Genomic DNA, 14,481 nt, shown 5'->3' on the forward strand with positions numbered 1-14,481 from the left:
ATGACCAAGATCGAAAACTACCTGCACGAGTTCCTGCTCGTGTTCTTTGTCAATCGACGCCTGATCAAGCGGGTGTTCCTGGGTTTCGCCCTGATTGCGCTGTTGCTGCCGCTGGTGCTCAAGCAGAGCTTCGAGATCACCGCCGAAGTCATTGTGCAGTCCAAGAAACTGTCCCAGACCGACGCCAATACCGTGCTCACCCCGGACAGCGACAAGTTCATCCCGCCATCCCTGGCGGACATGGAGACCGAGAGCAATATCCTGCGCTCGCCGACTCTGATCCGCGACACCATCGACCAGCTGCGCCGCGAAGGCCAGTTCGGTGGCAGCGAAGGCCTGCTGACCAGGCTGATCGTCAAGCCGATCCGCAACGGCCTGATCGATCCGCTGCGCAACCATGTGATCAACCCGGTGCGCGGCTTCTTCGGCCTGGCCGTGGACCCGGTGCGCGACACCAGCCTGGATGCCTTCACCGACCAGGCGGTCAAGGACCTGAAGATCGGCACCCTGCCCGGCTCCAACGTGATCTCCATCGTCTACGCCAGCCCCAATGCCGCCGAAGGCACGCGCTTCGTCGAGCGCCTGCTGGCCAACTACCTGAAGAGCCGCCAGGACCTGCAATCCAACGAACTGCCCGAAGCCTTCTACGAACAGAAGAAGGCCCAGTACCAGTCGCGCCTGGATGATCTGGAAGGCAAGCGTCAGGCCCTGCTGGAAGCCGCTCATGCCTCCGACCCCAAGGAAGAGATCACCTTCCGTCTCAATGCCATCAACACCGAGGAACAGTCCCTCAACGGCTACCGCGACCAGGCCCTGGAGAACCAGCGTCGCCTGGATTACCTGCAGAAGAACCTGAGCGCCGCACGCAAGGCCGGCATCACCGACTACACCTTCCCCTTCGCCTTCGCCAACACCGTGGACAACGTTGCTTACGAAGACCGCGAGATCAAGCAACTGGGCGAGCAACTGACCAATCTGGTCAGCCAGTACGGCACCACCGCCGACACCTATCGCTCCGACAGCGTGCCCATGCAGCAGCAGCGCGAGCAGATCGTGCGGGCCCGGGCGCAGTTCCTCAAGGTGGTGGAAAACCGTGTTCGCGAGCGCAGCAGCGACCTGCAGATCACCCAGTCGGTGATCGCGCAGAAAACCGCGCGGATCAACGACTACAAGGCCCGGGTTCGCGACCTGCAGGAAGTGCTGAGCAAGCTGCGCCAGCTGGACACCGAGATCGATGCCTTGCACAAAGCCTTCTTCACCTACACCCAGCGTTACGAAGAGAGCCGCGGCGAGCGCCTGATCAGTGGCGAGCTGTCCAACGCCCGGGTGCTCAGCCAGCCTTACGAACCCAGCGAAGCGGCCTTTCCCAAGCCGATGCTGATCATTCCCCTGGGCCTGCTCACCGGCCTGCTGCTGGCAATTGCCCTGGGGTATGTCTACGAGTTCTTCGATCACCGCTTCAAGCACCCGGCCCAGGTCAGCGATCACCTCGGCCTGCCGGTGCTGATGGTGCTCAACGCGGTTGAAGAGCAGCAGGTCAACCCCTATCCACGCTGGACCTGGCGCTGGGCCTGGTATTGGGCCAAACAGTGAACGACCTGAGCCTGGCTGCACAGCCTATCGTGCACCTGATCCACAGCGGCGGCTTCTATGGCGCCGAACGCATGCTGCTGGATCATTGCCGGATCACCCCGGGGCAGCACCGGGTGGTGTTCATCAATGCCCCGCAAGCCTTGCTGCAGCGGTTCATCGAGGCCGGCGTGCCGAGCCACAACTGCCACTGCCTGAAGGCGCTGCTGGCCCATCTGCGGCAGCAGCCCGGCCTACTCAACGCCCACAACTTCAAGGCCCAGGTGTTTGCCTGGGTCTGTGCCCGGCGTCTGCAACTGCCCCTGGTGGTGACCCAGCACGGCTTCACGCCGCGCAGCCTGAAACAGAAGCTCTACACCTGGATCAGCCTGCGCCTGTGCCGCAGCCCTCAGGTGCGCCGGGTGGCCTGTGTGGCCCAGAGCATTGCCCAGTTGCACCTGCAAGCCGGCGTGGCCGAAGACAAGCTGCGGGTCATTCCCAACGGGCTGCCGGAGCCCAGGCTGGTGCTGCCGGTCAATCAGGATGGGCCACCGCTGCGGGAGGCCGAAGTGCGCCGCGACGAAATGGCGCCACTGGTGGGCTTCGTCGGACGCCTGAGTGCGGAAAAGGGCCCGGACCTGTTTCTCGACGCACTGATCAGCCTGTGCCGGCAGCGCCCTGCGCTCAAGGCGGTGTTGCTCGGTGACGGCGAACAGAACCAGGCCCTGCGCCAACGCATCGACGCCGCCGGGCTGTCGCTGCGCATTCTGTTGCCGGGTTACCAGCAAGACATGCAGCCCTGGCTCAAGCGCCTCAATGTACTGGTGCTCAGTTCGCGCACCGAAGGCACGCCGATGATCCTGCTGGAAGCCATGCAGGCCGGCACTCCGGTGGTGGCCTTTGCCGTGGGAGGCATTCCCGATGTCCTGCAACACCGGCAGAACGGCTTGCTGGCCAAGCCCCTGGACAGCGCCGACCTGGAACGGCGCATCGGCCAATTGCTGGATGACCCGGCCCTGGCCGAGGAGTTGGCCCAGGCCGCCCGCGTCACCCAGCGCAAGCACTATCACCTGCCCACCCTGGCACGAAGCTGGGATGAGCTGTATCGCCTGGCCAGGGAGAGCATCCCGGTATGATCGCCGCCCCTTTTCTCGGCCTCTTCCTGGGTCTTGCCAGCCTGCTGCTGCTTGCCAGCCCCTGGCCGTTTCTGGCGCCGCTGGTGGTGGTCGGGCTGGTGGGCCTGGCCCTGCTCTATCGCCGCCCGGGCTGGGGCCTGCTGGGCATCTGCGCCCTGGTGCCTTTCGAGGGCCTGTTCAAGGACAGCGCGTTCTCCGGGGCCAAGCTGCTGGGGGCCTCGCTGATCCTGATCATGCTGTTCAAGCTGCTGTTGCGGCAGATCCCCGACACCCGCCTGCGCAGCAACCTGTGGCGGGCCCTGGGACCATTCCTGCTGTGCCTGCTGCTAAGCCTGATGTACAGCGAGAACCTGATGGTGTCCCTGGACAGCCTGCGGGAACTGGCGGTGGGCCTGGTGCTGTTCTTCGTCACCTTGCTGATCGCCCGGGAAACCAACCTGCTGATGCTCTGCCGCCTGTTGGCGGTCAGCGTGGCCATCACCTGTGTGATCGCGCTGATCTCCGCCAAGTACCAGGTAGGTGGCCGGGCCATCGGCCTGCTGCAGGACGCCAACTACTTCGCCCTGCTGATCGCCATGGCGGTACCGCCGGCGATCCTCCTCGCCCTGCGCTCGCCCTACTGGCCAGTGCGGCTGTTCTGGGTCGGCATCAGTCTGACCCTGATGGCCGGGATGACCAAGACCGACTCGCGCTCCGGCCTGTTGGTGGTGCTGTTCACCCTGGTCATCGGCGCCTGGCACTACCGCGACCGGCTCAAGGGCCTGCGGCCCAAGCACCTGGGGTTCGCCATGTTCGCCGTGGCGATCGTCGTGCCCCTGGGCATCGCCGTGCTGCCGGCGGACTACGTGGCGCGGATTCAGTCCCTGAGCATGCTCAAGTCCGGCGCGCATTCGGCGGACACCTCCCTGGGCCGACGTACCTCCTACCTGGTGGTGGGCGGCCAGATGATCCGCGAGAACCCACTGCTGGGCTCGGGCCTGGGCACCTTCCCGATCCACTACGCGCAGACCGGCTTCGCCAGCAGCTTCTCGGAAAACATGAACGAGCCCGACCTGTTCCGCCGGGCCCACAACACCTACCTGGAGCTGTTCAGCGAACTGGGCATTCCCGGCGGCCTGAGCTTCGTGGTGCTGATGCTCATGGGCCTGCGCAACTTCGAGCGGGCACGCCAGGCGTTCCTCGCCCGGGGCGCTCGAGAACAGGCGGATATCGCCACCCACCTGGGCCTGAGCCTGTTGGCCATGGCGGTGTTCCTGCTGTTTCTCAGCGCGCCGAACCACAAGTACCTGTGGATCTTCCTGGCCCTGTCCAGCGTGCTGCGGCTCGAGGCCGAAGCCGCGCCAGCGCCCGCCCCATAAATGCAAATCTGGCCAAGGGAGGCAAAGATGCAAAGGATCAGCGTGATCGTGCCCATGTACAACGAGGCGCGTCACATCACCCGGACCCTGGACAGCGTGATCCTCGCGGCCCGGGTTGCGGCCATCGACTACGAATTGATCGTGGTGGACAACGGTTCCACCGACCAGGGGCCGCAACGGGCCCGAGAGCTGGGGGCGCGGGTGTTGCTGTGCCCGGGCCTGGGCATCGGGGCCTTGCGCAATCGCGGCGCTGGCGTGGCCACCGGCGATTGCCTGGCGTTTCTCGACGCCGACATCGAGGTGCCCGGCAACTGGTTGCAACTCTGGCAACAGACCCTGGCGGATAACCGCGCCGAGGTCTTTGCCCTGGACTGTGCCGCCCCGGACTGCGCGCCCTGGTACGCCCGGGCCTGGCAGCGCCGCAGCCTCGCCGGCAGTCGGCAGGCGCGCCTGTTGCACTGGATGCCGACCCCCAACCTGTGCCTGAAACGGGTCTGGTTCGAGCGGGTCGGCGGCTTCGACGAGCACCTGCGCACCGGCGAAGACAAGGACTTCGGTCTGCGTCTGCACGCTGCCGGCGCCCGCCAGTTGAGCCTGTCTGAGCCCCAGGTGCTGCATTGGGGCTTCGAAGGCAGTTGGGGCGAATGGGCCGGCAAGGAGCGCTGGCGCCAGGGCAGCCATCTGCAGTTGCTCCAGCGGGGTGGCCTCAACCTGCGTCTGTTGCGCTTTCCCCTGCTGTGCCTGGCCTGCGCCTTGCTGAGCCTGCTGGCGTTGTTCGGCCTGCTGCTGGGCCAGCCGGGCGGCGCCGCGCTGTGCCTGCTGCTGGGTTCCCTGGCGCCTCTGGTCCTGGCCTTGCGCCAGGGCTTGCGCCAGCGCGATCCGCTGTTTGTCCTGCAACTCTGGCTGCTGCACTGGGTGCGCCTGCACCTGGGCGCCGTGGCCCTGGTTCAGGGTCTGTTCAACCGTTCTGTCGTGAGACCTGACCGTGGCTAAAACAATTTTCTGGCTGTGCCTGTTACTGCCCTTCTATGCCTGGATCGGTTATCCCGTACTGCTGGCCCTGCTCAGCCTGTTCGTGCGGCCGCGTCCGCTGCAAGCGGGCGAGCCGCTGTCGGTCAGCGTGATCATCGCCGCCCACAACGAAGGCCCGCACATCGAGCACAAGCTGCGCACCTTGCTGCAACAGGACTACCCGGCCACGGACCTGCAGATCATCCTCGCCAGCGACGGCTCCAGCGACGACACCGTGGCCACCGCCCTGGCGGTGCGTGACTCGCGGGTGCTGGTCCTGGACCTGCCGCGGGTGGGCAAGGCCGGAGCCCTGAACGCCGCGGTGGAACTGGCACGCAACGACATCCTGGTGTTCACCGACGCCGACAACCAATGGTCCGGCGACACCCTGGGCAAGCTCCTGGCGCCCCTGGCCGATCCACAGGTCGGCGCCTGCGGCGGGCACATGATCATCCCCAACCCGGGGCACAACCTGAGCCTGGGCGACAGCCTGTACCGGCACTACGAAGCCTGGTTGCGCCAGGCCGAGAACCGCACCGGCTGCATGGTCTCCGCCGACGGCGCGCTGCTGGCCCTGCGCCGGGAGCTGTTCCAGCGGATTCCTGCCGAGGTCAACGATGACTTTTTCATCAGCACCTGCGCCCCGGTGGCGGGCAAACGCATCGTCTATGTGGAGGAGGCCCAGGTCCTGGATCAGGGCGTGGACGAAGCCGGCAAGCAGTATCGGCGGCGCCTGCGGGTCACGGTCGGCGGCCTGCAGAGTCTGGCTCAGCGCCGCGAGCTGATGAACCCCTTGCGCCACGGTGCCTACGCCATTGCCCTGATCAGCCACAAGCTGATCCGCCGCCTGGCCCCGGTGCTGTTGCTGCCGTTGCTGCTGTGCAATCTGTGGCTGTGGAACGCCGGCGCCTTCTACAGCCTGGGCCTGGCGGCCCAACTGCTGGGTTACGCGGCCGGCGTGCTGGGGCTGCTGGACAGTCGCGGGCGCCTGCCCAAGGTATTTCGTCTCGCCGGCTTCGTGCTGGTGACCCTGGCCGGCATGAGCATGGGCCTCTGGCAATTTCTCCGCGGGCAGCGCTACGCCCTGTGGAACCCACAACAGAACCGCTGACATGGCCATCAAACAATCCTTCAAGCGCCTGCTGGGCAGCGCCTATCTGCACAGCCTCGGCCGCGTCCGCCTGAGCGAAGCCGGAGTGGTGCTGATGCTGCACCGGGTGCTGGCGGATTCCGCGGCCGCCAGCCTGCCCCATCGAGCGCCGCTGTGTATCGGCCAGGAGCATTTCCAACACCTGCTGCGCTGGCTGCGCCGGCACTTCGACTGCGTGCCCTTGCAGCACCTGCTGGAGTTCCCCGGTGGCGACCGGCCCCGGGTGGCCCTGACCTTCGACGATGGCTGGCGCGACAACGCCGAAGTCGCCTATCCCCTGCTGGAGCGCTACGAGATGCCGGCGAGCATCTTCCTGTCCACGGACTTCATCGGCAGTCGCCAGGGCTTCTGGTGGGAGTCCATCGGCGAAACCCTGTGGCAACAGGTCGACAGCGCCGCAGCCCAACCGCTATTGGCACAGTTGCGGGCCTTGGCGCTGGCACCGCCACCGGAGCTGTTGCAGCCCGGGACCGGTCACGCTCGCAGCCGCGCCCTCGGGGGCTATCTGCAACACCTCAAAGGCCTGTCGCCCCAGACCCTGCAAGCCCTGGCCGACAGTTGCCCCGACGACACCGCGCCCCACAGCCTGGACTGGGCCCAGGTCCAGCGCCTGGAGCGCTCGGCACTGGTGCGCTTTGGACCCCATGGCGCCAGCCACGGCATTCTCACCCGTCTCGACGGCGCCGCGTTGCGGGCCGATCTGCAACGCTCTCACCACGCGTTGCAAGAACACTGTGAGGCGCCGCTGGGGGTCTATTGCTACCCCAACGGCGATCACAATCCCGAGGTCCGCGCCGCGGTGGCCGAACTGGGTTATCGCTATGCCCTGGGTACCCGTCCGGGCCTGATCGAGGCCGATGGCAATCCGCACCTGGCCCTGCCGCGCATCGATGTCAGCCACGCCAGCGCCGGCCGCCCCGGGCTGCTGGCCTGGCGCCTGCTCCAGGGAGCCCGGGCATGAAGCGCGGCAGCTACCTCTGGCACTTGGCCCTGAGCATGGGCACCCGACTGGCGATGATCGGCCTGCGCCTGCTGCGCAACGTCTTGCTGGCGCGTCTCCTGGGCCCGGCCGATCGCGGCCTGTTCGCCCTGCTCAGCACCCTGCCGGACCTGATTGCGGCCCTGACCAGCGGCGGCCTCAACACCGCCGTCGGCTATGAGGCTGCGCGCCAGCGGCCCATGGGCCTGCTGCTGACCCAAGTGCTGGTCTATGGCTGCCTGCTGGCAAGCCTGCTGACCCTGGCGGGCCTGACCCTGATGAACACCCTGGGCAGCCAGTGGGACCTGAGTCTGCAACTGGGGGACCTGGCCTGGCTGTTACTGCTGGCGGTGCCGATCACCGTACTCAAGAGCGGCCTGTTGACCCTGCACAACGCCGACGGCCGGGTCGAGGCCTTCAATGCCTTGCGCCTGCTGGAATCCCTGGTGCCGCTGCTGCTGTTCGTCGGCCTGTGGTGGATCTGGCGCGACCAGCCGCTGTCGGCGGCGCTGGTCAGTTGGCTGGGGGGCACCCTGCTGGTGGTGATAGTGGGCTGGTGCTGGATGCGGCGCTGGCATGACCTGCGCCTGCGCTGGCAGGCCGGGGAGCAACGCCAACTGCTGCGTTATAGCGCCCAGAGCCATCCCGGGGTGCTGTCCCAGCAATTGATGCTGCGCTCGGACTACCTGTTCATCGGCGCCCTGCTGGACCCGGCCGCCCTGGGCTGGTACGCCATGGCCAGCGCCGCCGCCGAACTGCTGCTGATCATCCCGGAAGCGGTGACCACCCCCTTGATGAAACGCCTGCTGCAACAGGGCTCCGGCATCGAGCAACTGACCGCCCTGGCCCTGCGCCTGACCGCCACGGTGATGCTGGGGGCCTGCCTGGGCATGGCGCTGATCGGCCAATGGCTGATCGTCACCCTGTTCGGCGCCGCCTACGCCCCGGCCTACGGCGCTCTGCTGGCCCTGCTGCCGGGCCTGTTCGGCCTGTGCTACGCCAGCATCCTGCGCCTGGACCTGCTGGGTAAACAGCGCCCCGGCAGCCTGTCACTGCTGCTGGCTGGGGGCGCACTGCTGAACCTGATCCTCAATGCCGTATTGATTGGGCCACTGGGCATAGTCGGTGCAGGCCTGGCCTCGTCGATTGCCTACCTGGCGGTGAGCCTGGTGATGCTCGGCCTGTACTGCCACCTCAGCGGCGTGGCCTGGTATCGCACCCTGATCCTGCTGCCTGGAGACATTGTCTACGTGCGCCATTTGCTGCGCCCTAAGGAAACGGCCTGATGAAACCCTGTTCCCTGCTCGCCCTGATGCTGATCGCGGCGGCCTCATCCCTGCACGCAGCCCCCATGCAATGGGGGGATATCCGCGACGGCAGCCTGTATCTGCAAGCCGATAGCGCCGACACCCTGCAACTGCGCTGGAGCCCGGCCTGGCAAAGCGACGCCAACCAGGAGCAGTTGTACCTGCTGCAACCGAACGGGCAGTTGCTGCAACAGCTGGAGATCCGCGCCGACCAGCCTTACGGCCAGCGGGAGATCCAACTGCCCGCCGCCCGCGGCGACTATCGCCTGCAGGTGCCGGGCTACAGCTTTCGCAACTTCAAGGTCGGCCATGACAGCTCGACCCTGGCCCAGTTCGAGCCGGCCAAGGTGCATTTCAGTGCCGATGTGCCCAGCGGCGTCGAGCTGTACTTTCACGTGGCCGCTGGCGAGCAGGCGCTGCTGGCGGGCAAATACTACGGCGGCGTCAGCGTGCTGCAAGCCACGCGCCTGAGCGACGGCCAGCAGGTGCGCCTGAAGCTGGTGGAGCACGCGCAATACGGGCAGTTCGACCAGGCCGCCCTGCCGGTGGCTCAGCAGGACGAAGTCTGGCGCCTGTCCCTGGGCGGCTCCGGCAAGGTGGCGTTCTGGCTCGATGGCACCGCCAACCTGTTCGCCCAGGACCTGCGCCAGCTGCACCCGCTGCAATGGACCCCGGCCCGGGTCGAGCTGCGCCTCAAGCCTGAAGTGCGAGGCCCCAGCCCGCACCTGGGGATCGCCCTGCCCTATGCCGAGCCACCGTCGTCGACCTTCGAACTGCTACGAGCCCTGGGCCCACGGGCCGCCAACTTCTACAGCTTCGTCGATGTGATCAAGCAAGAACCCCAGCGGGAAATCACCTTTCGCCGGCTGTACCGCGAACACTTCAAGATCGACCGCGACATCACCTTGCTGGCCGGCACCGGGCGCCGGGCCGTGCTGGACGCCGACAGCACCAGCTTCGCCGGACTCGACGCCTGGCTGGCGGACAGCGTGCAGTTGGGCAGCCAGGGTCTGCATTACCTGGCCTTTGCCGACGAACCCAACCTCAACTACCCCAGCTACGCGGTGTTTGCCGACTATTTTGCGCGGATGCTGGAGCACACCAAGGCCAACCCCGATGCCCGCGCAGCCGGGGTGCGCATCGCCATGCCGGTGAGTTCGCGGCTGCTGGACGGCCCCTTCCGCATCGGCGCCGGACAACGTCGGGGCATCGACTGGGCGCGGCAATTGCTGGCCGAACACGGTGCCGACATCGATGCCCTGGCCTGGCACGAATGGATGGTCCGCGACCTGCTGGCCACCCGTCGCTATCGCACCAGCGTGCGTGCCGCCGCCGATCTGGTGGGGCTCGATGAGCAGCGCCGGCCACGCAAGGCGCTGTTGCTGAGCCAGACCAACATCTCCAGCGGCCCGGACCTGAGCCCCTATCAGCAGGACACGCACTACGCCGCCCTGTGGTGGGCCTCGGTGGTGATCAACGCCTCCCAGGATGGCCTGCTGGACATGCTCAACTGGTTCCAGGCCGCCGACGAACCCGAATACCCCAAGGGCATGCTGTCCCAGCAGGATGCCCAGCGCTTCAGCCTGAAGCCGGTGGCCGTGGCTCAGCAGTTCATCCAGCAGCATTGGCTGGGTGAGGTCCAGGCCCTGGACAACTCCTCCTTTGAAGTGGATGCCCTGGCCCTGCGGGACGGTCAGCGCCACAGCCTGCTGGGGGTGGCCAAGACGCCCCGTACTCAAGACGTCGAGCTGGGCGACGCCAGCGCCCTCTGCCAATCGAACCCCACCCTCGAACTGCTGGGCCCCGAAGGCCGCAGCCGTCACACCACGCTGCACTGCAGCGATGGCCGGGCCAGCTTCCAACTGCCCGGTGAAACCTTGTTTGCCTTGACCTGGAAAACCCTATGAGTCGCTTGACCGGCCTGTTGGCCAAAATCCGCCGCAAGGGCCTGCGGGGCAGCCTGCGGGTCTTTTCTGAACGCTTCTTCTATTACCACTGGGAGCTGCTGACCCTGGAACGCTCACTGAGCTTGCCGGTGCCCTGCCCCATCAACCCCGGCCGCTGGCCCCAGGTGCGCATCACCCGGGAGCTGCTGCCGGCCTTCGACAAGTACTTCAAGGCCCAGCTGCCGGCCATTCGCGGCCTGCTGGACAAGGGCAACCGCGGCAGCGCGCACCTGGACCCGGACGGCAACGTGATGATGATGGTCTGGGTCAGTGAGCGCGATTACTACGACGATCAGCTGTACCGCTGCTGGATGCGCATGCCGCCGGGCTGCCTGTACCAGTTCGCCGGTGAATGCGCGCCGCCGTTTCGCGGCTCGGGGGTGGTGATCCTGGCGCAGAAGATGCTCTGGGACGAGTACCGCGAGCGGGGCTTCAAAGCCACCCGGGCCCTGGTCAATGTGCGCAACGAGCCGGCGCTGAAGATGCACATGCGCCTGGGTTTCCAGGAAGTCGGCGAATCCCTGCACGTCTATTGCCTGTTGCGCTGCCTGCATTTCCACCGACGTCGCCCCTATCACCAGACGCGCCTGCATCACCTGCGCCGGGGCCGCCTGGCCGAATCAGCGGTCCCGGCCACTCAAACAGACAAGGAGCGGATGTGAAGCTGCGTTGGCAATGGTGCACCAGCCTGAGTGCCCAGGACTTCCCCGTGGAGGCTTATGAACAGCTGCGACAAACAGTCGAACAGGCCACGCCGTTCAATCGTTTGAGCTGGCTGCGGGGCGCCGAACAGGCACTGCAGAATCAGCAGTTGCAGATTCTGCTGGGCTGGCAGGAACAGCGCCTGCTGCTGTGCCTGCCACTGATCCGCGGCCGCGAGCCCAGGGCCGGGCTGAACCTGCAGGTGGTGCGCCACCTGGGCCATCCCTTGAGCGACCGCCTGGCGCTGCTGGTGGACGCACAAGCACAAGGCGCCATGCCCGAAGTCCTGCGGGAAATCCGCAGACAACTGCCCCATGACCTGCTGCAACTCCATGAACTGGTGGATGCCGCCCCCCTGCTGGCGTCCTGGCGCCGGGCAAGCGGGTACAGCGATCAGTCCCTGAGCTGCCGCGCGCCAGAACACCTGATCGTCCCCAGCGACCACGAGGAAGCCAGCGGCACCTTGCGTTACGAGCTGCGCCGGGCGAGGAAACGCTGCGCCCAAATCGACGCCCGGGTGATCCGCGTGGCGCCCCAGGCCGATGGCATCGACGCGGTACTGGACATGCTCCGCGGGGTGGAACAGGCCAGCTGGAAAGGTGCCGAAGGCCTGGGGATCTTCTCGGGAGCACAACGCCAACAATGGATGCACACGGCGTTGCACGGCCTGGCTGCCGAGGGTTGTGTGCGGGTGGTGATGCTGGAACACCAGGGCCGCTGCATCAGCTATCGCCTGGGCCTGCTGGAACGGGGTCGCCTGTATGACTACAACATCGCCTTCCTCGCCGACTACGCCAACCTGGGCAGTGGCCGTCTGCTGCTGGACGAATGGATTCGCTGGGGCCTGGAGGAAGGCTGGCAGTGGGTGGATGCCTCCCGGGTCAGCCTCAGCCGCTCCAGCCATCAGTTGCATGAACGCATGAGCGGCGTGGTGGAGCACCAGCGCTGGAGCTTCTACTCCTGGCGCCCTCGGGGCCTGCTGGCCGGTATGGCCGAGCGCCTCTGGCAGCAGCTCAAACCTCGTCTCAAGGCCTGGCGCGAACGCCGCCAGGCCACCACCGCACAAGGGGCTCGCCCATGAAACAAACCCTGGCTGTCACCCGACCGCACCGGGTCATCGTCAACGCCGACGACTTCGGCCTCGACTTGGACTACAACCAACTGACCCTGCGTGCCTTCAAGCGCGGGGTGATCAGTTCCGCCACCCTGATGGCCAACATGCCGGCCTTTGAGGATGCCTGCCGCCTCACCCACGAGCACGCCCTGCTGGGACGCATAGGCCTGCATTTCAACCTCACCTACGGTGCGCCCCTGAGTCAGGGCATCCGCAGCAAAGCGCTGTTCTGCAATGCCCAGGGGCAGTTCGACCTGAACCTGCCGCGCTCCGTCCTGCACCTGCCGTCGGCAGCCGCCGATGCCGTCTGGCAAGAGCTGGCGGCGCAATGGCAGCGCTGTGTCGACCAGGGCCTGCGGCCCAGTCACATCGACTCCCACCAGCACGTGCACAATCTGTGGCCGGTGGCGGCCATCGTTGCCCGCTTCGCCGCCCGCCAAGGAGTGCCTGTGCGCCTGGCGCGCAATGTTGGCGGCAATATCGGCCCCCTCAAGCGCCTGTTCAAAAGTGCATTGAACCGACGCATTGGCTGGCTCACCGGACGCCGGGTGAACGCGGTGTGCACGCCCAAGGATCTGCTGGACGGCTTTCTCCCCACGGGGGTGGTCGAAGTGGTGGCTCACCCGACGCAGCTGGCCGACGGAGATTTTGGCGACGATTACCTGCCCCCGGGACAATCCCTGGAGCAACTGTTGAACCGCACCTTGCCCAGCCATCAGCGGATTGCCTACAGCGAGCTGTGAACTCCGCTGTAGGCGGGAGGTTATTTTCAGCATATTGATTAGCTCCCTACCTAATTTAATCAACCGTTAATCCTGCGGCTCAACAGTGTGCTTGACCGCGCCGAATCAGATCTTTCTGAAGAGCTGCGCGGCAAGTCCTGCACCTCATCAGGTACAGAACTGTACGTTCAGTCTGTTTTGGAGAGCCCCCATGAACCTGCGTACCGGATTGACCGCCGCCCTCTTGCTCAGTGCCCTCGGCGGCCTGGCCCAGGCGGACAGCACCACGGCCGTGCCCTACCACTACGGCATGCCGCTGCATGTGGCCAAGGTGATTTCCATGAGTGAGCCTGACACCCAGGATTGCAAGGTGATCACGGCGGATATGAAGTACATCGACCAGGCCGGCAAGCCCGCGGAAATCACCTACAGCAAGCTGTCGGACGCCTGCAGCAACCAGAACTGATCCACCCGCTGCCCAGGCCCGCCAAATCGCTAACCAATAGGACGGCCCCCCGTCCTATCGGCCAATTCGAAAGATTTTTTTTACAAAATCTATCGATCAGCTCTTAACGATAGATTAATCCTCGATATCGACTCTGTTCCGGACAGCACTGGCCCGGAATGCTTCTGGCGCTTCGTGCAGCAGGTTCGGCGACCACGCTGAACCGTCTTTATCTGTAGCGGAGATACCACCATGAATAACCGTATCAAGTGGGTCCTGGGCACTCTGGCTGTATGGGGTTTTGCCGGCCTGGCCCAGGCATCGGACGCCCCGAACGTCGAAACCGTGCCCTACCAGTACGGCATGCGCCTGGACATCGCCAAGGTCGTGTCGATGACTGAGCCCCACACCACTCAATGCCAGGTAGTGACCGCGCACATGCGTTACATCGACAAGTCCGGGGAGTTGGCGGAAATTTCCTACCAGAAACATGCCCATGCCTGCATGTACGAGAACTGAAGCAGCACGCTGGGTCGGGGCTGTGCCAGACAGGATCGGGACTGCCAACCTTCCCGGCTTAATGCGCTTTGCGTTTGAGCTCGGACAGTTGACTTGGGGAATGGGCCAGGTCGTAGCGCAACTCGGCGATCAGCTCGTTGATTTCACGGCAGCCATTGAGCAGGGAAGCATCAATGCCGCTGACCACCAGATCGACGCGGTCGGTTTGATGGTCACCGAACACCTTGACCGTCATCGACAGATCGGGACTCAAGGTGCATTGGCAGCGTTTGGGCAGAAAACTGCTTTCAATGATGTTGCGCAGTTCCAGGGCAGATAAAAACATGGCGACTCTCTCCTTTTATTCGAGACGGCCAATCAATGGGCACACAGCTTTGACTTCCGTGTTCGTCTACGCTCCCGGCTCAGTCTTGGTTGTCCTTGCAGACGGGGCCAAGTTACAGACTAAGCCGCTTTTCGGGCGCCGCTAAATTCGATTTCGCTCTGAGCTCCGGGCTTTTTCGCCTGAAGGGCGCAAAGCTCT

Annotated in this window: 14 protein-coding genes; 13 read left to right on the forward strand and 1 reads right to left on the reverse strand. The window is 65.4% G+C overall.

Annotated features, from left to right (window positions below; translation table 11 throughout):
* From ACSSVC_RS19680 to ACSSVC_RS19740, 13 genes are all read left to right on the forward strand, one after another.
* Entirely contained in the window at nucleotides 1-1,593 is a 1,593-nt protein-coding gene (locus tag ACSSVC_RS19680) for a GumC family protein (RefSeq protein ID WP_346634408.1), read from the forward strand.
* The gene (locus ACSSVC_RS19685) at nucleotides 1,578-2,705 is read left to right on the forward strand and encodes a glycosyltransferase family 4 protein (protein ID WP_346634407.1); all 1,128 of its coding nucleotides are present in this window, start codon (nucleotides 1,578-1,580) and stop codon (nucleotides 2,703-2,705) included. The genes ACSSVC_RS19680 and ACSSVC_RS19685 overlap by 16 nt, the downstream gene beginning before the upstream one ends.
* Entirely contained in the window at nucleotides 2,702-4,063 is a 1,362-nt protein-coding gene (locus tag ACSSVC_RS19690) for an O-antigen ligase family protein (RefSeq protein ID WP_346634406.1), read from the forward strand. The genes ACSSVC_RS19685 and ACSSVC_RS19690 overlap by 4 nt, the downstream gene beginning before the upstream one ends.
* Nucleotides 4,064-4,090: 27 nt before the next feature.
* The gene (locus ACSSVC_RS19695) at nucleotides 4,091-5,056 is read left to right on the forward strand and encodes a glycosyltransferase family 2 protein (protein ID WP_346634405.1); all 966 of its coding nucleotides are present in this window, start codon (nucleotides 4,091-4,093) and stop codon (nucleotides 5,054-5,056) included.
* Nucleotides 5,049-6,185, forward strand: a complete 1,137-nt coding sequence (locus ACSSVC_RS19700; protein WP_346634404.1) for a glycosyltransferase — start codon at nucleotides 5,049-5,051, stop codon at nucleotides 6,183-6,185. The genes ACSSVC_RS19695 and ACSSVC_RS19700 overlap by 8 nt, the downstream gene beginning before the upstream one ends.
* 1 nt (nucleotide 6,186) lies before the next feature.
* Nucleotides 6,187-7,185 carry a polysaccharide deacetylase family protein gene (locus ACSSVC_RS19705; protein ID WP_346634403.1) on the forward strand — a complete coding sequence of 333 codons (999 nt, stop codon included), beginning with the start codon at nucleotides 6,187-6,189 and terminating at the stop codon, nucleotides 7,183-7,185.
* Nucleotides 7,182-8,489 (forward strand): oligosaccharide flippase family protein, encoded by a 1,308-nt coding sequence (locus tag ACSSVC_RS19710; protein WP_346634402.1) that lies wholly within the window; start codon nucleotides 7,182-7,184, stop codon nucleotides 8,487-8,489. The genes ACSSVC_RS19705 and ACSSVC_RS19710 overlap by 4 nt, the downstream gene beginning before the upstream one ends.
* Nucleotides 8,489-10,417 (forward strand): hypothetical protein, encoded by a 1,929-nt coding sequence (locus ACSSVC_RS19715; protein WP_492611225.1) that lies wholly within the window; start codon nucleotides 8,489-8,491, stop codon nucleotides 10,415-10,417. The genes ACSSVC_RS19710 and ACSSVC_RS19715 overlap by 1 nt, the downstream gene beginning before the upstream one ends.
* Entirely contained in the window at nucleotides 10,414-11,118 is a 705-nt protein-coding gene (locus ACSSVC_RS19720) for an N-acetyltransferase (RefSeq protein ID WP_346634400.1), read from the forward strand. The genes ACSSVC_RS19715 and ACSSVC_RS19720 overlap by 4 nt, the downstream gene beginning before the upstream one ends.
* A complete protein-coding gene (locus tag ACSSVC_RS19725) occupies nucleotides 11,115-12,239 on the forward strand; it encodes a GNAT family N-acetyltransferase (RefSeq protein WP_346634399.1) in 1,125 nt (374 codons plus the stop codon). The genes ACSSVC_RS19720 and ACSSVC_RS19725 overlap by 4 nt, the downstream gene beginning before the upstream one ends.
* Complete coding sequence (locus ACSSVC_RS19730; RefSeq protein WP_492611226.1) at nucleotides 12,236-13,015, forward strand: ChbG/HpnK family deacetylase; 780 nt, start codon at nucleotides 12,236-12,238, stop codon at nucleotides 13,013-13,015. The genes ACSSVC_RS19725 and ACSSVC_RS19730 overlap by 4 nt, the downstream gene beginning before the upstream one ends.
* A 190-nt stretch (nucleotides 13,016-13,205) precedes the next feature.
* The gene (locus ACSSVC_RS19735) at nucleotides 13,206-13,460 is read left to right on the forward strand and encodes a DUF2790 domain-containing protein (protein ID WP_346634397.1); all 255 of its coding nucleotides are present in this window, start codon (nucleotides 13,206-13,208) and stop codon (nucleotides 13,458-13,460) included.
* A gap of 231 nt (nucleotides 13,461-13,691) precedes the next feature.
* Complete coding sequence (locus tag ACSSVC_RS19740) at nucleotides 13,692-13,958, forward strand: DUF2790 domain-containing protein (protein ID WP_404936900.1); 267 nt, start codon at nucleotides 13,692-13,694, stop codon at nucleotides 13,956-13,958.
* Nucleotides 13,959-14,016: 58 nt separating this feature from the next.
* Here the strand turns inward: ACSSVC_RS19740 and ACSSVC_RS19745 are convergent, their stop codons facing one another.
* Nucleotides 14,017-14,283 (reverse strand): DUF1652 domain-containing protein, encoded by a 267-nt coding sequence (locus ACSSVC_RS19745; RefSeq protein WP_346634395.1) that lies wholly within the window; start codon nucleotides 14,281-14,283, stop codon nucleotides 14,017-14,019.
* Nucleotides 14,284-14,481: the final 198 nt, after the last annotated feature.

This window comes from Pseudomonas sp. E1BtOHC1 (genome assembly GCF_058744285.1).